We start from the raw sequence: 20290 nt of genomic DNA on the forward strand, positions 1-20290 counted from the left end.
TCCGACGTGGCTGTGGGCCGCCGCGAGAACCAGGCGCTGATTAGGGTGGGCAGCGACGGACCGCCTCGCAGGCACCACAGGGCGATCAGCGGGTCGCAGATCGCGCAGCCGAGTGACGAGTGTGACGCGAACGGGATGATCGGAGCGCCTCGTAGGTAGTGCAGGGTGTCCCAGGCTGCGTGGAGCAGCCAGGCGACACCAATCCAGACGTAGGAGTCCAGGCCGCGGTAGGCGCAGTAGGTGACCGCGGCGGTGAAGACGAACTCCCAGGGCCCGAAGCTGCCGCTGCTGAGATAGGCGGCGCCGGCCCCGGCGACCATGATGGCGTTGAACCGCCGCCTGGCGGGTTCCCGGAGCAGGGACATGAGGAACGCGTACAGGACACCGATCAGTAGTGGCGCGACAACAATCATGACCGGGACGCTATTTGTCCGGTAGCGGCCGTACCACTGGCCGACGTGCCAGGTACCAACGGGATCTCGCCAACCGCCGTGGACAAGTGATCCGGGCCTTCCGGAACAGTGAGCTGATGCGTTGTGGGCGTGGTGACCACCGCCCGCAACGGCAGCGCGCCGGAGCCAGGAACGTCGCGCACGTGGCAGCCGAACGTGTCGGGAGGCGAGGCGGCTCGTGCGTTGCCGTCTCGGATCGGCGATGAGCATGCCGGTCGTGGGCCGACTGCTCGAGATTGGGCATGCTGCCGATCAGGTCTTGGTGGCGGGTGCGCGGAAGGCGGCGCGGTAGGCGTGGGGGCTGGTTCCGACGACGCGTTTGAAGCGGTCCCGGAAGGCGGTCGGCGAGCCGAAGCCGACCTGCCGGGCGATCCTGTCGACCGGATGGTCGGTGGCCTCCAGAAGGTGCTGCGCCTGGCGGATGCGGGTGCGGTGCAGCCATTCCAGGGGCGTGGTGCCGGTCTGTTCCCGGAAGCGCCGGTTGAGGGTTCGGGTGCTCATGGCCGCGTGGTCGGCAATGTCGGCCAGGGTGAGGTCGATGTCGGCGTTGTCCTGCATCCAGCGCAGCACCGGTTCCAGGACGGAGCCGCGCGGCGTGGGTGGGAAGTCGTGGGTGATGAACTGAGCTTGCCCACCCTCGCGTTCCAGGGGCATCACCGACAGACGGGCGGCGTCGGCGGCGACCGCCGAGCCGTGGTCGCGACGGATCAGATGCAGGCACAGGTCCAGCCCCGCCGCGGCACCTGCCGAGGTGAGGAACTGGCCGTTGTCCACGTAAAGCACGCCCGGGTCCACCTCGATGGTCGGGTGGAGTCTGGCCAGCGTGTCCGCGGCCAGCCAGTGGGTGGTGGCGCCGTGCCCGTCGAGTAGCCCGGTGGCGGCGAGGATGAACGCACCGGTACAGATCGAGGCGATGCGGGTACCGCCCGCTCCCGCCTGTCGCAGGGCGTCGAGCACCTCATCCGGGATGGGCGCGGTGGGGTCGGCGCAGCCGGGCAGGATGACGGTGTCCGCCTCGGCCAGGGCGTCCAGGCCCCACGGTGCCTGCAGGATGAACGCGCCCGCGTCGACGGTCGGGGTCGCGGCGCAGATCCGCACCCGGTACGCCGCGCGACCATCGGGCAGTCGGGTGCGAGTGAACACCTCGATCGGCGTGGACAGATCGAACGGGATGACCTTGTCCAGGGCCAGGACAGCCACCGTGTGCATGGCAATACCGTAGGCATGCGACCGTTGCCGGCCAAACGGCCGACTAGGAACGGCGCTCGTTCACACAGCTCATGCATGGTGGGCGAGAGTGCGTTGGGCGTTGGCAATCAATCCTGCTCCGGTGTCCGGGAACCGCAGCTGGCATCGCGCAGGTCGACGACCTCGCAGACGTAGCGCCTGGCTGACGGACGCGACGCCGGGCGGGCAGCGGGATCGACCCATGCACCAGGAGGTTGATCGTTTACGCGCCACTCGGTGCAGCGACGGGACGACGGCCTTCGTAGCGCCCGCGATCAAGGCATCGTGTGATTCCAGCCGCCGGAACGGCGTCTGACTGATCTTCAACTAGGGAGCACACGGGCAGCCGGTTGCGACCCGCGAATAGAGGCAGACAGACGAGAAACCGCAGGCCACGGGCCTGCGGTCGGGATTGACGCTGCTCATTAGGAAACCGTTGCTCTATCCCCTGAGCTACGAGGGCGACGGGCACTAGGGTACCTGCCAGCGGCTATCAGCGTCCGTCAGGGACGCTCACCGCCGATCAGCAGCGACAGCGCCGACCGGCGATCGCACACCGATCACACGGGCTGCGGTGATCTTGTTCGGCGATCACGGACACACATCGTCGCTCACGGGCGCGCACAGGCGCTCACCGACTATTGCTGACACATCGCTCGCACGCGCGAAGATTATCAATGCGGTGGTCCAGTGGGAATAGCCAGCCAGCACGCGAAATGTCACCGAGACAAGACCGATCGTAGGGTGACCAAGCGCCTCCGCGGTGCTGTTGCGTTGCCGGATCGACGGACGTGTTGAACCTTTGCCAGGTGCAAGGCCAGATCGCCTGAGCGAGCTCCGCGAATGCCGCAGCCACCTGCGTAGCCCGCGGAGCATCGACGGCGAGTTCGTAATGGCCACGGCGAAGATTCTGCATGAAGGCGTGCCCGGCGATGATCACTTGTGCCGTGTTGTCCGTTCGCAGCCCACGCATCGGTCTCAACCTGTGTTTGAGCTGGCTGTGATCGGCCTCGATCGGATTATTGGCGTACTGCTCGACGTGGTGCCACGCCTGCGGTACCAGCTCGTCAAGCACGGCGGGGTAGACCGCGGCGGCGTCCGTAACGACCTCGCTGGGTGTCACCTTCAACGCCGAAAGCGCCCGGGAGAAGGACCGCCGGGCCGCGTCGGCGTCGCGGCGGGTCGAGACGAGCACGTCGATGACCTGCCCGTACTGGTCGGTCGCCCGGTAGACGTAGCGCCAAACTCCGTTGACTTTGACGTATGTTTCGTCGACGTGCCACCGGTCCCGGGCGAGTGGCGGGCAAACCGGGCGGCGTCGGCCAACAGCGGGGGGAATCGTTGCACCCAGCGGTAGACGGTGACGTGGTCGACCTCGACGCCGCGCTCGACCAGCAGTTCTTCAACGTCGCGGTAGGACAGGTTGAACCGTATGTACCAGCGGACCGCGACGATGATCACTTCTGGTGGGAATCGGAACCCGGCGAACGCGGATTTCGGAGGCACCCATGGGCGACGACGGCTCGACGACTTCACAGCCCAAGTCTGTCTCGATCTTGCCAACGTTCAACGCAACGGACCCGGTCGAGTTGGATCAGCCGCTCGACGGCGCCTCCGCTCGGAAGGCGTGCACGACATCTTGGGGTGTCGCGAAGTAAGCGTCGCTGCCGATCAGCTGCGTGATGCCGTACCGGTCGAGCTCGGCGCGGACGGGGTCGAGGACCTCGGTGAGGACCAGTCGCGCGCCGGCGGCGGCAAGCTCGTTGTGGACCTGGCGCAGAGCCGCCGCCGCGGTGAAGTCGACGTCGCCGATCGCGACGCAGTCCAGGCAGAACCAGCGCGACGGGTTGGCCGCGGCCAGGAACGCGTCGACGTGGTCGACGAGCCGGCGGACGTTCGCGTAGTACAGGGTGGCGCCGAACCGGTAGATCACCAGTCCGTCGACGGTCCGGGCCTGCGGGGTCGGAGGCACGTCGATGAAGTGGCCATCTTCGGTGACGAGCACGGCGGTGTACGGCGCGTAGGTGTGGCGCACGTGGTCGATGACGGACGCGACGACGGCGAGCACGATGCCCTGCTCGACGCCGACGAATACGACGGTGACGGCGGTCAGCAGCGCGATCAGGAACTCGTCGCGGCGTACGGCGAGGAGTTGGCGCATCCCCGAGACGTTGATCAGCTGCAACCCGATGAGGAACACGATGGTGGCGAGAACCGCCAGGGGCAGGAACGTCAACGGACCGGTCAGGAACAGCAGCACGAACACCACGACGACGCTGGTGGTCAGCGGGGCCACCTGGCTGCGACCGCCCGCACTGTCGACCATCTGGGTCTGGGTCGGGCTGCCGTTGACCACGAACGTGCCGGTGAAGGCGGCCGCGATGTTGGCCGCGCCCAATCCCACCAGGTCGGCGTTCTCGTCGACGGTCTCGTCGTACTTGGCGGCGTACGCGCGGGACGTCGCGAAGCTCTGCGCGACGATCACCACGAAGCACGCGCCGGCGAGAGGGAGCAGCGCCGCCGCGTCGTGCAGCGACAGCGCCGGCGGGTGCGGCCGCGGCAGGCCCCGTGCAACCGGGCCGACGACGGTGACGCCGCGGGCCGGCAGGCGTAGCAGCCGGCTGGCGATGATGGCACCGACGATGGCGATCAGGGCGCCGGGGATCCGGCGGGTCAACAGGCGAAACCCGACGACCACCGCGATGACACCAACCGAGACGGCGAGGGTGGGCAGGTTCGGGTGGCCCAGCCCCCGGACGGCTGCGACGAGCCTGCCGATCACACTGTTTCCGCCGGGATGCACGCCGAGCATGTCGGCAAGCTGCGCGGCGGCGATCTGGACGCCGACGCCGGTGAGAAACCCGATCAGCACGCTGCGGGACAGGAAGTCGGCCAGGAACCCCAGTCGGATCAGGCGGGCGAGGAGTAGCAGCACCCCGGCGAGCAGCGCGACCAGCCCGGCGAGCGCGACGTACCGCGGCGAGCCCGCAACGGCGGAACCAGCCAGCCCGGCCGCCAGCATCGCGGCGACCGCGGAATCGGCACCCACGACGAGATGGCGGGAGGATGCGAGCAGGGCGAACACCGCCATCGGAGCGACCATCGCGTACAGGCCGGTGATGACCGGCATGCCGGCGATCCTGGCGTAGCCGAGGCTCTGCGGGATGCCGAGCGCGGCCAGTGTGACGCCAGCGACGATGTCACCGACGATGCGCGATCTGTCTGCCGACAGCAGGCCCCGCATCAGGTGTAGCGGTGTGACACTCGGCCGCACCACGTCCCTGTCAGGTCGCGAGGTTCGCGCCCCGCCGGAGGTCGCCATGACACTTCGCCTTCGCGGGTCGGGTTCCCTTCAGCCGCTCCTGGTACCCGCCACCTACCCGAACAGCGGCCGACAACCCGCGTACGCTGCCTGACCGTTACCGGGTCAGTTGCCGGTCGGGCTGGTAGCCGTACGCGGCCTCCCGTACGTCCTCGTCGCTTTCCGCCGCAGCGCCGAGCGCCCCGCCGAGGGTGGCGAGCGAGCAGGCCAGCCACACCAGCTTGGCCTGGTCGCCGATCCCGATCGGATGGTCGACGATCCCGGCGAGGGTGCGCTCCGGCACGAGCAGCAGGGTACCGACCAGCATCAGCACGAACAGCGCGAAATAGAGCGCCACTACCCCGATGACGACGGTGGCCACGGTGACGATGTTGAACAGGATGACCTGCTCACGCGCGGAGGTCCGAGGCGGCACGCGCTCCCACAGGCCGGCGCCGACGATGATGGCCAGCACCACCGCGACGACGGAGGCCAGCCCCAGCAGGCCCAGCCGCACCGGTCCGACCCCGTCGGCGATCCGCCAAATGTCGCTCAGGACGATCGCGAGCACCCCGGTCGCGAGCGCGGCGATGAGAGCGTCCGACAGCCGCAGCGCCAGCCGCCACGGCCGGTTGGCGCGCAGCATGCCCAGCAACAGCCGGAGATTGCCGGTGATCACGCCTGCGACCAGGCCGAATCCGTGCCCGTCCAGCTCGACCCGACCCCCGATCTCATTCGCCCGCCGGGTGAGCAGCGACAGCCGCCGGGCGTTTCGGTCGGAGTCGGCACGAGGCGCCTCGCCGTCGCCGAGCAGCGCGGCGACGAGGCGGACGATGGCCTCCGACGCGCGACTGGCGACCGCGACGGGCCCCAGGGCAGGCAGCGACAGCACCGCGACCCCGTGCGTCATGCTGGCGTGTGCGACGACCGGGCGCCGGGCCGTCTGCAACGGCAGGTCCGTGATGCACACCGCGAGCTGCCAGCCTTCGGCCAGGGCCCGGCTGCGGGCTGCCGACACGAGGCGGCTCAGGTCCGCCGGTCGTTCGACGAGCCGGTCGCAGACGTACCGCACCTCCCACCGCACGCCCGGGATCCGGTCCGCGAGGCGCCCGGCAAGATCGGATAGCACGCTTTCGGCCAGTTCGGCGCAGATCCCCGGCGATGCGATCACGCCGATGACGACGTTGGGCTCCACCGGCCCATCGGCGGGGAGCCGGTCCCGCCCGAGGGATCGCCCCACTTCCATAGTCTCCCAGACCGGTGCCTGATGGCAGGTGGAGCGGCGGATCGGTGGGCTAGCGCCGGGACTCCCCCGTGATCGCTGCGGTGCGAAGGCCGTCCGTGCGGCGGTGTACTTCCCGGCGCGATGAGCGGCGCCATGTGAGCGATGCACCCAAGCCGGGCGACCTTCCGTCCTCCCCGTGAACCGGACGCGGGAGTCGTCATCCGGCGAGCGGGCGACCTGCCACTGGTCACCGTTGGGGGTGCGGCACCCGCTCCATCGGGCTCTGCACCGGATTGAACAGGTCGTCCGGCTGCCCGGCGTCGACGGGCAGGTAGAAGTAACGCACGAAGTCCCAGCCGGGCTCGTTCTCCAGGCTGCCCTGCCACTGGCCGAGGGCGTCGACGCCGACGACCTGTCTGGCGCCGGAGTCGGAGTCCTCCACCAACGCCCAGACGGTCAGCGGAGACGACCGAGTGACCTCAGGGCTCATCCGCCAGCGCGCGTACCAGCGCGGTGGGGCCGAGTCGAACTCGATGATCCTTTTCACGGCGCCCTTCCTTCCGCCGATTTCCCTGTGCTGCTGCCCCGGCCCGCGGCCGTTATTCCTTCGGCGCGGGAACCCCCGGCTCACGACCGATCCGGGAGCCGGGTTCACGACCGCGGGTCCGGGGACGTGGGCGGTCCGGTCGGCCCGACCAGGACAGGGCTTTCGGCCTTGCCCGCCGCCCGGCCGCCGGCATGTGCTTGCTTGACGGTGGTCTACGGGGTCGGGACGGTGACGAGACATGGCGGTCACGCTGAACGAGCGCGGGTACGCGCGGGCCCGGGAGTTGATCGAGCAGGGGCGGTACGTGCTCGATGGCCGGGATGCCTGGAGCGAGCACCAGCCCTCCACCGGGGAGGAGAACGAGTTCATCGCCGCGCACGGGATCGGCGAGTACGCGAAGTGGCACCTGGGCGTGGACGACGAGGAGCCGCCGGAGCGCAAGGGGCACTACAAGTTCCCATACGGCGACTTCGACAAGGTCCACCGGTGCGGCGTGCTGTCCGCGGAGGTGCGCGCGGGCCAGTACAAGTACACCGACATCGAGCAGGCCGCGGCCCACCTGCACGGGATGCTCGAGGCGCTGCGGCAGGTGCAGAGCGCCTGACCCGCGGGTCCGGTGGAGTGTGGCCCGGGCGGTTTGTCCCCCTGGGCCCGGGTAACGACACTGCGTAGTCGGATTCACACCGAGCGGGAGGACGGACATGTCGGGCCCTGTGTTCCGTGACCGCAGGGACGCCGGCCGGGTCCTGGCCGATCTCCTCGATCACTACCGCGACAACCCCGACGTGCTGGTGCTGGCGCTGCCGCGGGGCGGCGTACCGGTGGGGTACGAGATCGCGATGGCCCTCGGCGCCCCGCTCGACGTCTTCGTGGTCCGCAAGCTGGGCGTTCCCGGCCACGAGGAGCTCGCGATGGGCGCGATCGCCAGCGGCGGTGTGATCGTGCTCAACGACGACGTGGTCCGGGCCTTCAGCATCACGCCGGAGACCATCCGGCAGGTCGCCGAGCGGGAGGGCCGCGAACTGGTGCGCCGCGAGCAGGCCTACCGGGAGGGCCGCCCCCCGATGGATGTCACGGGAAAGACCGTCATCCTCGTCGACGACGGCCTCGCCACCGGCGCGACCATGCGCGCTGCCATCCACGCCCTTCGGGAGCACGAGCCGGCCAGAATCGTGGTCGCGGTGTCGGCCGCGCCGACGTCCAGCTGCCAGGAGCTGGCCGGCCTGGCCGACGAGGCCGTATGCGCCACGACGCCGTCGCCGTTCTTCGCCGTCGGCACCTCGTACTGGGACTTTTCCCAGATCAGCGACGAGGAGGTGCGTAACCTCCTGCGCGCCACAGCAACCACCCACACGCCCGCCGGCACGCGGGGGCCGACGGAGGCGGCGACCGTATGCGCCGACGCGCTGCCGGTCACCGACGGCGTGCCGACCGACGATGCGCTGTCGGACCTGGTCGGCGACGCGCACCTCGTGTTGATCGGCGAGGCCTCCCACGGCACCCACGAGTTCTACGCAGCCCGTGCCGCCATGACCCGGTGGCTCATCGAGCGGATGGGTTTCCAGGCGGTCGCGGTCGAGGCGGACTGGCCCGATGCGTACCGGGTCAACCGGTACGTGCACGGTCGTGGCCGGGACACCACCGCCGAGGAGGCGCTGCGCGGCTTCGAGCGGTTCCCCACCTGGATGTGGCGCAACACCGCGGTGCTCGACTTCGTCGGCTGGCTGCGCGCGCACAACGACCGCACCGCCGACGAGCGGGCCAAGGCCGGCTTCTACGGCCTGGACCTGTACAGCCTGCACCGGTCGGCGCAGGAGGTGATCGCCTACCTCGAACGGGTCGACCCGACGGCCGCCGCCCGCGCGCGTGAGCGCTACTCCTGCTTCGACCACGCCAGCGGCGACGACGGCCAGGCGTACGGCTTCGCGGCCGCCTTCGGCGCCGGTGAGACATGCGAACAGGAGGTGGTCGAGCAGCTCGTCGACCTGCAACGGCACGCACCGGACTACGCCCGGCGCGACGAGTTCGTCGCCGACGAGGCACTGTTCTACGCACAGCAGAACGCCCGCGTCGTCAAAGCGGCGGCGGAGTACTACCGCACCATGTTCGGCGGCCGGATCTCGTCGTGGAACCTGCGCGACTGCCACATGGTCGACACCCTCGACGCGCTGGTCGACCACCTCGGCCGCAGCCAGGGCCGGCCGGCGAAGGTCGTGGTGTGGGCCCACAACTCGCATATCGGCGACGCGCGGGCCACGGAGCTGGGCAGCCAGGGCGAGCTCAACGTCGGCCAACTGGTACGGGAGCGCCACCCCGGCGACTGCCGGCTGATCGGTTTCAGCACGTACACGGGCACGGTGACGGCGGCCGACGACTGGGGCGGCCCCGCTCAGCGCAAATGGGTCCGGCCCGGGCTCGCCGGCAGCGTCGAGGAACTGCTCCACGAGACGGGCGAGAAGGAGTTCCTCCTGTCGTTCGGCCTCGCGGCCCGGGCCGCCGAGACGCTGCGCTCGACCCGGCTGGAGCGGGCGATCGGGGTCATCTACCGGCCGGACACCGAGCGGCAGAGCCACTACTTCCGGGTACGGGCGGCCGCCCAGTTCGACGCGCTGATCCACATCGACGAGACCCGGGCGGTCGAGCCGCTGGAGCGCACGGCTCCATGGGAGCGCGGCGAGGTGCCCGAGACCTACCCGTTCACCGTGTGAGGCCCCAACGGGGTGTCCGCCGTCCCTGGCCTACCGGCTGATAGTTTGGCCTGGTAGCAACACCCGGTTGCCCGCCGTTGGCCGCCACAACGGGCACGCAACGGGGGCACACCCGACGCCCACCCTGCAACCTCGCGGCGCCCGGAACGTTGCGCCACGGGCCACTTCCATCTTACGGATTCGTCCGACCGGGGTGAGGCATGCTCACCCGTCGCGCTCTAAGCATGGTCGTGATGTGGGGGGCTCGCCCAGTGCGAGTGACAGTTGCGCCGGCCGGCCGATCCGGCCGCGCCGGTGGTTCAGTGCGCGAAAGCAAGATCGCACGCGCAAACCATGATCGTGGCCCACGAAAGGATGTGCTGCGTCATGACCTCTCTCGTCCCACGACGCGGCCGACAGCTCACGGAGCAACGACGCGGCGGGCGAGGCATAGCCGACCCGCTCACCGACCTCCAGAACCGGATGGGCGAACTGATCCAGAGCTTCTTCACCGACCCCTTCCTCGCCGCCCCGCTCGCGCCCGTGGTCGCGCCAATGTGGGTACCGGCGTTCGACATCGAGGAGACCCAGGACTCCTACGTCCTGGACATGGAGCTTCCGGGGGTACGCCCGGAGGACGTCAACATCGAACTGCGCGACAGCAACACCCTGCGCATCAGCGGCAAGTACACCGCGCGTGAGCGCACCGGGACGATGCGACGCGAAGAGCGCCGCGGCGGTGGTGGCGGCGGTGAGTTCGAGTACGAGGTGATGCTGCCCGGTGACATCAATCCCGACCGGATCGACGCCACGCTGGAGCACGGCGTGCTGACCGTACACGCGGGCAAGGCCCAGCCGCAGGCGCGCCGCATCGAGGTCAAGGCCGGCGCCGAAGCCGGCGGTGGCGGCGGGACCGCGGGCAGCCAGACCCGGGTCACGCCGGGGACCGAACCGCAAGCGAAGAAGTAGCACCCACCGGGGCTACGCCGCAGAGCACTTCCCTCAGCAGCGCCGCCTGCATTCCTCCCGTCCGCGGCCGGACCGGCTGCGGGCGGGCCCTGTGAAAGGAAGACGAACCCATGGCCAAAGCCGTCGGCATCGACCTCGGTACGACCAACTCGGTCATCGCCGCCCACATCGACGGCCAGCCGCAGGTGATCCCGAACGCCGAAGGAAGCCGGACCACGCCGTCGGTCGTCGCGTTCACCGAGACCGGTGAGCGCCTCGTCGGGCAGATGGCCCGGCGCCGGGCGGTACTGAACCCGAAGGGCACCATCTACTCCGCGAAACGGTTCATCGGCCGCAAGTACCACGAGGTCAACGAAGAGGCAAAGATCGTCTCGTTCGACGTCGTACGGGGTCCGGACGTACTCACGAGCCGCTTGACCGATCACTCGAGCCACAGGTCAGAGGCCATACGACGAGTATTGGCACCGTACAGGATCACCGTGGCGACCGTCGCCAAGGTCCAGCCGCCGTCGAACCCTGGCGCCGGAGCCCCGGCCATCAGTACCCGAGTCAGCTCGGCGAGCTGGTCGTCGGTCAGCCACGACTGAAACCCCGGCGCCCGTTTGCGGCGCAGCCGTCGACGCCGTCGGCGTTCCAGCGGCGATGCCACACGCACACCGCCCGCGCCGACGCCCCCAACCGCGCGCGACCTCGGCCTGCGGCACCCGTTGGGCGAACAACTCCGCAGCGGCCAACCGCCGCTGCTCGGCCTCCTCACGCGCGGCCCTCGACCATCCGTTGGCCATACTCCCACGGTCTGCCTGGTCCGATGTCAACCAGACCTGGGGGCATCAACCAGGCGGTGAACGCTCTTTAAGTCAACCGCGTTGCGGCTGGTGTCACGGTTCTTATCCGGAGCCACTTCTTCCCGATCCCCGGTTCGCCGGACGTGCTCTACGGTCAAGGGGTGCCGGAAGCCCCTGTGCCGACATAGCTCGGACGGTGTTCGGGGTCCACGCGGATACGGTTGTTGACCGAGGTGATTCCCGGCGCGAACCAGGCGATCTTGTCGGCGGCGTCCTTCTCGCACCAGGTACGCACGGTCCCGGTCAGGGTGACCGTATCGCCCTCGACCTCGACGGTGATGGGGCGGGAACCCGTTCCGCAGTTGCGGCGCATGGCCTCTTCGACCTTGTTCTTGAGCTCCTCGGCTGACGGCTTTTTCCAGGGGCGGACCGACATGAGGCTGGTTATCCCCCGGACACCGGGCACCCGTTTCACGGCGTTTTCGACAGCCTGCCGTATGTGGTTCCAATCGACCTCGCCGCGCAGCGTGACCCACCCATCCTCGATGGTCACCTCTGGCGGCCTGTCGCGGATCTCCACATTGTCACGGACCGCCCGCGTCACGTCGACGACCAGATCGGCGTCGCCGCGTGCGTCGCAGCCAGCCACTCGGGTCTCGATGTTGTTGACGACATCCCTGACGCCGAGCACCCGCCGTGCGGCCAGCTCAGCCAGCGAGGCCTCACTGCAGTAGCGCACCCAGCCGGTCAGGGTCACCACACCGTTCTCGACGGCCACGTCGACATCGTGCACCCGAAATCGGCGATCCCACTTCAGCTCGTCCAGCACATCCCGCCGAATCTCTTCGTCGGTCCGTACCTGCGGGATGGTCACGGTCCCTCCCGGCATGTTGGCAACCGCTGATCGTCAATGAGGGTAAAAGTTAATTATTGACGGAGGGTCGGGTGAGGCGACCCCACCCAGAGCAGGTGAACCGGTCGCCAGGCGGACAGGGTTGAGGGTGCCGAAAATGTCGTCCGCCCTGGTCGTGGCCGGTTTGAGCGTCGCGACGGAATCTTGCCCCTGTCGACGTTCCGGGCCGCATCTGATCGCCGCCGCTCACTACGTGATGACGCCTCGCCGTGCTGCTTCGACTGGCGTACCGCGGCGTGACCAACGCGCTCGCGATGCTGCGGCTGCTCCCCATGAGCGACCAGGCCAAGGACGCGGAGAACCTCGCCCTACGCTGCCACAATGTAGGACTCGGCCCTCGGCTTCCGCCTGTTCACATGGACCGTGACCACCTGCGCGGAGGAAAACCGCTCATCCCTGCGGACAGCCACGTGATAGGCAAATCCGGCCCGGCCCGGACACGACGGCTTTGCGATCCAGGTCGCAACCGAGCTCGGCGGTGACCACGCTCATTGTCGGCAGGCCGACGACCGCGCGCCAGGAGTCTGCCGGTTAGGCACCAGCCAGCAGCGCGACCACCCGACCAGGGCTTCGGTCGCGCTACGCGTCGACGACGAATACAGGGCCCTCGCGGTCACCGGTCACCTCATAGTTGCGCAACCTGATGAGCAGCCGATCCGTGATCACCTGGCCCCGCGTCACGAGCAACATCCCCTTGGCGCTGTATACATCGCCGGCCAGTTCGTCGCCGAGGGCGAGCTCATCGAGGTCGACTTCGCGTACGGTGTCATTCGAAAGGCGTGGCCAGCCAACCACCGCGAGCGCGATCAGCAAGTCTCGGCTGTGGATTTTCCGCGACGACAGCGCGGCTATCGCCACGTCCCGCGGCATGCCACGCCACACCAATGCGTCGTATTCCCTGACCGCCTGCAGCAGCCACGCGCCACTGGGGGCATGCGGCCGCAACGGCACCATTGGGTTCCGGTCGGTGGGCAGTTGGTGACGGACGATCTCGCGTACCGCGTCCAGACATGGGATCCGCGCGAGTACGTCATCGGCGAGTTTGGGCAGACTCGCCAACATGTCGGCCTCCGCGGGACTGTTGGGCGTTCCGCCTTCCAGGACGGCAATCGCGGAAGGCGGGAGCGTAATGGCACCGATCTCACCCATCTGGGCGGCCATCTCGATCTGCCATGAGTCCACGACGCCGAGCTGCTGGCACACCCGCTGTACCAACCGTCGCAACCGGCTCGCTCGACTGAACAGTGCCGGTTGGGCCATCGCCAGCGTTTCCACGAGCGCGTCGACACAGCCCTTGAGTGTGGCTTCGAGCAACTCCCGCTCGGCCCGCACGAGCCGACTCTGTGTTGCGGCCGCAGCAATTGTGGCTTTGAGGTCCTCCGGCGGGCACGGCTTAAGCATGAACCGGAACACGTGGCCCTGATTGATCGCCGCGATGGCGCTGCGCATGTCCGCGACGCCGGTCAGCAGTACCCGGGTGGTGTCGGGCGAAATTCGGCGGGCTCGTTTCAGCACGTCCACGCCTGTCATCTGAGGCATGCGGATATCCGTGATGATGACGGCGATCGGATCACCTTTGTCGGCGGCCAGCAAGTCGAGCGCCTCGTGCGGCTGCGTTGTCGTCACGACGTTGTAATCCACATGCAGGTGTCGCCGTAGTCCGTCAAGGACGTACGGCGCATCGTCTAAACACAGAATGCGCTGCCGGGCACTCATAAGTGCTTCCCGTCGTTGTGGGGTTGCACGCGCCTCATCGGCCGTTTCCGGACGGGAGGTCGATGATGGCAGAGTGGTGATCGGCGTTGGAGGAACCGGCGTTGAAGTAGCCGCCGCCATTCCACGCACATACGGTGGAGCCCGGAACCGCCGCAGCGGTGCGCACTGTGACAGACGTTCGCTCGCGCGAAACGGAGGCAACACGCCAAGACATGTTCGGTCTCACAGGTCAATGACGTGAATGACGAGAATGGGGTTCTGAAGACCAGGAGTCAACGTCTGGTCGCGCAGCCGGACGAGCAGCCGTTCGGTGACGACCTGGCCCCGTGCCGCAAGCCGAGTCCCGTCAACGGTGTGCACGTCGCTGGCCAGTTCGTCGCCGGTGGCTAGGTCATCGACCTCGACTCCGCGGACCGCCTCGTTCGGCAGGCGCATCCCGACGATCTCGGCGAGCGCGCCCAGTATCTCGGGGTCGTGGATTTTCCGGGACGACAAGGTGGCGATCGCCAGGTCCGGGGACGTGTCTCGCCAGATGAGGGCGTCATACTCCCGCACCACCTGCAGTAGCCGGGCACCGTCCGGAGCGTCCGGGCGCAGGGGCGACATCGGGTCGCGGTCGGTGGGCAGTTGGTGGCGAATGATCTCACGTACCGCCTCGAGCCGTGGGATCCGTGCAAGCACGCTGTCGGTGAGGTGGGGAAGGTTCGCCAGCATTTCGACCTCAGTAGCGCTGGCGGACGTGCCGGTTTCGATGGCGCTGGTCGCCGAGGGCGGCAGCGTGATAGCCCCGATCTCGTCGAGCCGGGCCGCCATCACGATCTGCCACGCGTCTGCGACGCCGAGCCTCTGACAGAGGCGTTCCACGAGGCGCTGACGTCGGCCAGCGCGGCCGGCGAGGCCTGGCCGCATGATTGCCAGCGCGTCTGTGAGCGCGTCGATGGAGCCCTTGCGGGTGGCCTCGAGCAGTTCTCGCTCGGCCCGCACGCGTCGATGCTGCTCTGCGGCCGCCGCGATCGTTGCTCTGACGTCTCGGGGAGGACAGGGCTTGAGCATGAACCCGAAGACCTTGCCCTGGTTGATCGCCGCGATGGCGCTGTGCACGTCCGCGTCACCGGTCAGCAGCACTCGGGTAGTGTCGGGCGAGATACTCCGGGCCCGTTCCAAGACGTCCACGCCCGTCATTCCCGGCATCCACATGTCCGAAAGAATCACTGCTACCGAGCCGTCGTGGCCGGCGGCGAGCAGGTCGACAGCCTCCTGCGGTTGCGTCGTCGTGACGACGTCGTACTCCCGGCGTAGGTGTCTGCGGAGTGCGTCCAGAACGTGTGGCTCATCGTCTAGACACAAAACTTGGAGTTTGGCCGTCATCGATCCTTCCCGTTCACGCTGTGCCATATTCGCCCAACGGCCGCCGGTTCACGCTCTCCATCGGCCAGCACATGCCCATCGTTAGCGTCTTCGCGCCGCGTGCGTCATGCCCATTCGCGCTTGCCGTGAAGAGATGAGACCCACCCCGTCGAGGTTGCGCGGTTCGTCGACGAAAAATGCATGTGCCATGGTCACGGCTGCTCCGGCGCCTTGCCATGAACCGGTAGCCGGAGGACGAACTCGGTGCCCTCGCCAGGCGTGGAGTGCACCTCGATGGCGCCGGCGTGCCCGTCGACGACCACCGCCCGCGCCAGCGCCAGTCCCTGCCCGGTGCCCCTGCCGACCTCCTTCGTGGTGAAGAACGGCTCGAAGATCATCTTTTGTAGGTGTTCGGGGATACCGCAGCCGTTGTCCGCGATCCGGATCACCGCCATCTCCCCCTCGGCCCGCGTCCTGATACGGATCTCGCCGCGCGCGCCCTTGCCCTCCATCGCGTCCGCGGCATTGACCACCAGGTTCAAAAACACCTGGTTGAGGTCACCGATCCGGCACAGCACCTCCGGCAGCTCACCCAGATCCAACACCACGTCCGCGACGTACTTGATCTCATTGCGGGCCACCGTCAGCGTGGTGGTCAGCGCCTCGTTCAAATCCGCGTACGAGCGATCGGTGGAGTCCTTGTAGCTGAACGACTTCATCGCCCGCACCAGCGACGCCACCCGCTCGACGCCCTCCAAGCTCTGGTTGACCGCGATCGGCACCTCTGCAGTCAGATAGTCGATGTCGGCCGCACGCTCGGCCTGCGCGGCGCGCCTGATGCGCTCGTCCCAATCGACCTCACCGCCCGCCGCGTCCATGCAGCCGCGGTAGACCGCAAGCAGATCCAGCATCTCCTGGTAGGCGTCGGCCAGAAACCGGGTGTTGTCCCCGACGAACTGAATCGGTGTGTTGATCTCATGCGCGATCCCGGCCGACAACCGCCCCAACGACTCCAACTTCTGCTCATGTCGGTCCTCGACCTCTCGCCGCTGCCGCTCCCGCAGGTCGGTGATGTCGCGGAAGACTACGACTGTCCCAGCGACCCCCAACCCCACGTGCAGCGGTGCCGACGAGTACGACACCGGGAACGTCGACCCATCCTTGCGAGTGAAGACATCATCCTCGATACGGATCGACCGTCCTTCGGTCCGCGCCCTGACCATGGGACACTCATCCGCCGGGATCGGCGTGCCGTCGGCCTGCTGGAAGTGCACGACATCGTGCGTACGCCTCCCAAGCAGTTCCTCCACCGTCCAGCCAAGCATTTCGCAGGCCGCCCGGTTCACGGAGGTCACGTGGCCTTGGTCATCCAAGGTGTAGAGCCCCTCGGCCATCTTCTCCATGACCACCGACCGGAACGCCTCGGCCGCAACGCGTTCGGTGATGTCAACCACGATGACGCCGACGCCGGCGATCTCGGCGTCGACCCGGACCGGGAAGTAGCTGCCAAGCCAGGAGCGGACACGGTCGGGCTCGCTGGCCGTCACCCCGGTCACTTCCACGTCGCGGACAGCCTCTCCAGTATCCAGCACCCGATGGTAGATCGGCCCGAGCAGTGGCCACGCGTTCGGAATGACCTCGGCCACCGGCTGCCCAATCAGCTGCTCCACCGGAAGGCCGAGCGTCGTGGCCAGCGAGTCGTTGACTCGCACAATCCGGAACTCGTGATCGACGAAACCGAGGCCGATCGGCGCGGCCGCCTGGAGCGTCTCCAACAGCGTCAGCGTCTCGGCGGTCTTGTGCTCCGACAGACGCAGGCTCTCCTCCAACGTCTTCTGGTCGTCGATGTCGGTGGCGGTGCCGACCCACCGGATGATCCGACCGTCAGGCCTGCGCACCGGCTGGCCTCGGAAGCAGTGCCAGCGGAACTGGCCATCGGCGCGACGGATCCGGCAGTCGAGCTCGTACGAGTGCCCGGTTCGATTCGCTTCTGCCCACGCTGCGCGGATGCGATCGGCGTCGCCCGGTGAAAGCACTGAATCCCAGTACTTGTCGATGTCCACCTCGGGGGGTAGGTCGGTGTACTCGAGTCCCCAGCGGTTGATGTACGTCGTCGACCCGTCGGGCGTCGCCGCCCACATGATGTGCGGGATCGCGTCAGCGAAGAAATGCAGATCGCTAGTGGCCAGCTGAAGGTTCGGGTCGGAAGTGGACCAACGATCCTGGGCTCGACCATTCTGTATTTCGTGTTTTCCAGACATAGTGGATCTCATCTTTGGAGAGCGGAAGCAGCGGAGGTACAGAGCGGGCGAGAGTCACCGGGCGTCCCAAGGCCTGGGCCGGTTGGGCGGCTACCGGGCCCACAACACACGGTGCTGTCCGTCGTCGTTCTCATCGACGCCCTATAGATCGACAATGAGGATGGTGCCCTTCAGACCAGTGGTCATCTCGTAGTTGCGCAGCCTGATCAGCAGCCGCTCGGTGATGACCTGGCCCCGCGCCACGAGCAACATTCCCTTGGCGCTGTACACGTCGTCGGCGAGTTCGTGGCCGATGGCGAGGTCGCCGATCTTGATCTCCCGTACTGCCTCGTGCGGCACCCGCATGCCGCCGATCCCAGCGAGCACGCGTAGTAGTTCCGGTGCGTGGATTTTCCGGGCGGACAAGGTGGCCACCGCGAGATCCGGGGGCATTCCCCGCCAGACGAGCGCGTCGTATTCGCGTACCGCCTGCAGAACCCAGGCCCCATCGGGGGCATCCGGGCGCAACGGCGACATCGGGTGACGGTCGGTAGGCAGTTGGTGACGGACGATCTCGCGTACCGCCTCAAGGCGCGGGATCCGCGCGAGCACGTTGTCGGCGATATTGGGGAGCCTCGCCAGCATTTCCGCTTCGGCGGCGCTCTTGGGCGTACCACCTTCCAGGCCGGCGATGGCCTCGGGCGGCAGGGTGATGGCTCCGATCTCGCCCATCTGGGCGGCCATCTCGATCTGCCACGCGTCCGAGACGCCGAGTTCCTGGCACAACCGCTGCGTGAGGCGTTGCAGCCGGCCGGCCCGACTGAACAGTGCCGGCTGCGCCATCCCCAAGGTGTCCATGAGCGCGTCGACGCAGCCCTTCAGGGTGGCCTCGAGTAGTTCTCGCTCAGCCCGCACCAGCCGGTTCTGTTCCACAGCGGCAGCGACCGTCGCCTTGAGGTCATCAGAGGGGCACGGCTTGAGCATGAACCGGAACACGTGCCCCTGGTTGATCGCGGCAACAGCGCTGTGCAGGTCGGCGTCTCCGGTCAACAGCACTCGGGTGGTGTCGGGTGAGATCTGGCGGGCACGCTCCAGGACGTCCACGCCTGTCATCTGCGGCATCCGCATGTCAGAGACGACCACCGCCACCGGCTCGTCTGCGGCGGCGCCGAGCAGGTCGAGCGCCTCCTGCGGCTGGGTCGTCGTCAGGACCTGGTAGCTGGCCCGCAGGTACCGCCGCAGCCCGTCGAGGACATAGGGTTCATCGTCCAGACAGAGAATTCGGGTCCTGCCCGCCATCGGTGCTTCCTGTTCTCGCTGAGCTGCGCGCATCTCATACACGCGGAACTGCCCTCTCCATCGGCTGGCACATAGCAATCTTTAGTGGGTCAGAACGGACTGCCCCGCGATCCCGTCCTCCGACCGGGCAATATCGGTCAAACGGAGGTCGGCGTGTTGCAGGGTGAGCGTGAAGACGGAGCCCACGTTCAACGTCGAGGTGACCGTGACGTTGCCGCCCATGGCCTGCGCCAGGCGACGTGCGATGAACAGCCCCAGCCCGGTACCGCTGGTGCTCATGGTCATGGGGTCCTCGACGCGGTGGAACTTCTCGAAGATCTTCTCCAGCTGGTCTGCGGGGATACCGCGCCCGTGGTCGGAGACGTCGATGTGCACATCGTCGTCAAGGCGCATGCTGACTCGGACGTCCTCGGTCGGCGGGGAGTACTTGAGGGCGTTGCCGATGAGGTTGGATGCCACCTGTAGTGCCCGACCGGAGTCACAGACCACCGGCACAGGCTCGTCGGGCAGATCGACCTTGATCCGCGTTGTGTCAAGGTCGTTTACGACCTGACGCACGATGCCGGTCAGGTCATGGGTTCCCACCGACACGTGCAGTGCCAGGTCGTCGTCGGTGTCGCCAATGCGTGAGGCGAGCAGCAGGTCCTCGACGAGTCGGGACATGTGCGCGGCCCGGTCAGCGATGAGGTCAAGGGCGTTCTGACGTTTCTGCGCGGGGAGCCGGTCGCCGTGAGTGCGCAGCAGGTCAAGGTAGCCGAGGATCGGAGTCAGCGGGGTGCGTAGCTCGTGAGAGACGGTCGCGATGAAATCGGACTTGAGGCGTTCGGTGCGGTGCTCGCGGGTCAGGTCGCGCACGACCACCACGTCACGGACGAGGGCATCGTCGGCGAACACCGCGGAGTGGGCCAGCCGCAGCCGGCGTAGCTCTCGGTCGGGCCGACGGATGGTCAACTCGACCGTCGCCCGCGGATGGTCCGCCATGACGGGCAGCAGCAGGCTGCGCTCGGCGGAATCGGGCACGTCGAGCAGATCAACGAGCCGACGGCCGGCCGCCTCGGTGCTGCTGACCTCGGTGAGTTCGGCGATCGCGCGGCTCCACATCTGCACCAGGCCGTCACCGTCAAGCATGAGGATGCCCTCGGTGGACTGCTCGACGACCGCGTGGAGCTTGCTGGTCTCCTCGACCAGCCGGTCCAGGTACTCGCCGCCGCGCAGGGCCGCGGCGAGCGCGTTGGCGAGCGGCGCCAGCAACGTGACGTCGCGGGTGGACAGCTTGGCGCGCCGCCCCCGGACCGCCAGCGCGGCGACACCGAAGCGGCGATCACCTGCCTCCAACGGGACGACCAGCAACTGGCGGATGTCGGACGGGAGATCCTGTGTAACGAAGGTAGGCGCGTCGGCGCCAAGCACTGCAACCAGGTGCTCCGGGACCGGCCCCATGGTCAGCTCGGCCGGGGCATCGGCGTCCACGGTCAACGTGATCTGTGCACTGTCCAGAACCATAGTTGCGAGGTCGACATCGAAGGCCTCCCGGACGAGCAGGAGGAACCGCCGTTCCACGTCGTTGCGCTCGGCGAGGGCA

Annotated in this window: 14 protein-coding genes and 2 pseudogenes; 4 read left to right on the forward strand and 12 right to left on the reverse strand. The window is 67.9% G+C overall.

Features of this window, described 5'->3' with window-relative positions; genetic code table 11:
- The 6 genes and pseudogenes from HC031_RS31505 to HC031_RS31530 form a co-directional block, all read right to left on the reverse strand.
- The coding region (locus HC031_RS31505) for a DUF6010 family protein (RefSeq protein WP_167929112.1) at nucleotides 1–413 on the reverse strand (413 nt) is incomplete at its 3' end.
- Nucleotides 414–704: 291 nt separating this feature from the next.
- On the reverse strand, nucleotides 705–1661 hold the full coding sequence (locus HC031_RS31510; protein ID WP_167929113.1) for a GlxA family transcriptional regulator: 957 nt from the start codon (nucleotides 1659–1661) through the stop codon (nucleotides 705–707).
- Nucleotides 1662–2499: 838 nt separating this feature from the next.
- Nucleotides 2500–3185: pseudogene (locus HC031_RS31515) on the reverse strand (IS6 family transposase); the annotation flags it as partial.
- Between the two features lie 88 nt (nucleotides 3186–3273).
- Nucleotides 3274–4923, reverse strand: a complete 1650-nt coding sequence (locus HC031_RS31520) for a SulP family inorganic anion transporter (protein WP_167929114.1) — start codon at nucleotides 4921–4923, stop codon at nucleotides 3274–3276.
- Between the two features lie 175 nt (nucleotides 4924–5098).
- Entirely contained in the window at nucleotides 5099–6220 is a 1122-nt protein-coding gene (locus HC031_RS31525; protein WP_338090931.1) for a hypothetical protein, read from the reverse strand.
- A 232-nt stretch (nucleotides 6221–6452) separates the two neighbouring features.
- On the reverse strand, nucleotides 6453–6752 hold the full coding sequence (locus HC031_RS31530; protein ID WP_167929116.1) for a hypothetical protein: 300 nt from the start codon (nucleotides 6750–6752) through the stop codon (nucleotides 6453–6455).
- A gap of 238 nt (nucleotides 6753–6990) precedes the next feature.
- Between HC031_RS31530 and HC031_RS31535 the strand changes: the two genes are divergently transcribed.
- The 4 genes and pseudogenes from HC031_RS31535 to HC031_RS34995 form a co-directional block, all read left to right on the forward strand.
- The gene (locus HC031_RS31535) at nucleotides 6991–7356 is read left to right on the forward strand and encodes a hypothetical protein (RefSeq protein ID WP_167929117.1); all 366 of its coding nucleotides are present in this window, start codon (nucleotides 6991–6993) and stop codon (nucleotides 7354–7356) included.
- Nucleotides 7357–7453: 97 nt separating this feature from the next.
- Nucleotides 7454–9460 (forward strand): erythromycin esterase family protein, encoded by a 2007-nt coding sequence (locus tag HC031_RS31540; RefSeq protein WP_167929118.1) that lies wholly within the window; start codon nucleotides 7454–7456, stop codon nucleotides 9458–9460.
- A 366-nt stretch (nucleotides 9461–9826) separates the two neighbouring features.
- Nucleotides 9827–10408 carry an Hsp20/alpha crystallin family protein gene (locus tag HC031_RS31545; RefSeq protein ID WP_167929119.1) on the forward strand — a complete coding sequence of 194 codons (582 nt, stop codon included), beginning with the start codon at nucleotides 9827–9829 and terminating at the stop codon, nucleotides 10406–10408.
- Between the two features lie 110 nt (nucleotides 10409–10518).
- Nucleotides 10519–10806, forward strand: a pseudogene (locus HC031_RS34995) (Hsp70 family protein); the annotation flags it as partial.
- A gap of 541 nt (nucleotides 10807–11347) precedes the next feature.
- Here the strand turns inward: HC031_RS34995 and HC031_RS31555 are convergent.
- The 6 genes from HC031_RS31555 to HC031_RS31580 form a co-directional block, all read right to left on the reverse strand.
- Entirely contained in the window at nucleotides 11348–12067 is a 720-nt protein-coding gene (locus HC031_RS31555) for a BON domain-containing protein (RefSeq protein WP_167929120.1), read from the reverse strand.
- Between the two features lie 618 nt (nucleotides 12068–12685).
- Nucleotides 12686–13942 (reverse strand): response regulator, encoded by a 1257-nt coding sequence (locus HC031_RS31560; RefSeq protein WP_338090932.1) that lies wholly within the window; start codon nucleotides 13940–13942, stop codon nucleotides 12686–12688.
- A 102-nt stretch (nucleotides 13943–14044) separates the two neighbouring features.
- On the reverse strand, nucleotides 14045–15190 hold the full coding sequence (locus HC031_RS31565; protein WP_167929122.1) for a response regulator: 1146 nt from the start codon (nucleotides 15188–15190) through the stop codon (nucleotides 14045–14047).
- 191 nt (nucleotides 15191–15381) lie between these two features.
- Nucleotides 15382–17430 (reverse strand): PAS domain-containing sensor histidine kinase, encoded by a 2049-nt coding sequence (locus tag HC031_RS31570; protein ID WP_167929123.1) that lies wholly within the window; start codon nucleotides 17428–17430, stop codon nucleotides 15382–15384.
- A gap of 141 nt (nucleotides 17431–17571) precedes the next feature.
- Nucleotides 17572–18708 (reverse strand): response regulator, encoded by a 1137-nt coding sequence (locus HC031_RS31575; RefSeq protein ID WP_167929124.1) that lies wholly within the window; start codon nucleotides 18706–18708, stop codon nucleotides 17572–17574.
- Nucleotides 18709–18789: 81 nt separating this feature from the next.
- Nucleotides 18790–20290: sensor histidine kinase (locus HC031_RS31580; protein ID WP_167929125.1), on the reverse strand; the 1501-nt coding region annotated here is incomplete at its 5' end.

The organism is Planosporangium thailandense, assembly GCF_011947195.1.
Taxonomy (GTDB): Bacteria; Actinomycetota; Actinomycetes; order Mycobacteriales; family Micromonosporaceae; genus Planosporangium; species Planosporangium thailandense.

Coding starts and splice junctions, on each gene's coding strand:
- HC031_RS31560 (WP_338090932.1), bottom strand. CDS start 13,942: ATGGCGGCGGCTACTTCAACGCCGGTTCCTCCAACGCCGATCACCACT.
- HC031_RS31570 (WP_167929123.1), bottom strand. CDS start 17,430: ATGTCTGGAAAACACGAAATACAGAATGGTCGAGCCCAGGATCGTTGG.
- HC031_RS31540 (WP_167929118.1), top strand. CDS start 7,454: ATGTCGGGCCCTGTGTTCCGTGACCGCAGGGACGCCGGCCGGGTCCTG.
- HC031_RS31520 (WP_167929114.1), bottom strand. CDS start 4,923: ATGCGGGGCCTGCTGTCGGCAGACAGATCGCGCATCGTCGGTGACATC.
- HC031_RS31535 (WP_167929117.1), top strand. CDS start 6,991: ATGGCGGTCACGCTGAACGAGCGCGGGTACGCGCGGGCCCGGGAGTTG.
- HC031_RS31510 (WP_167929113.1), bottom strand. CDS start 1,661: ATGCACACGGTGGCTGTCCTGGCCCTGGACAAGGTCATCCCGTTCGAT.
- HC031_RS31565 (WP_167929122.1), bottom strand. CDS start 15,190: ATGACGGCCAAACTCCAAGTTTTGTGTCTAGACGATGAGCCACACGTT.
- HC031_RS31575 (WP_167929124.1), bottom strand. CDS start 18,708: ATGGCGGGCAGGACCCGAATTCTCTGTCTGGACGATGAACCCTATGTC.
- HC031_RS31545 (WP_167929119.1), top strand. CDS start 9,827: ATGACCTCTCTCGTCCCACGACGCGGCCGACAGCTCACGGAGCAACGA.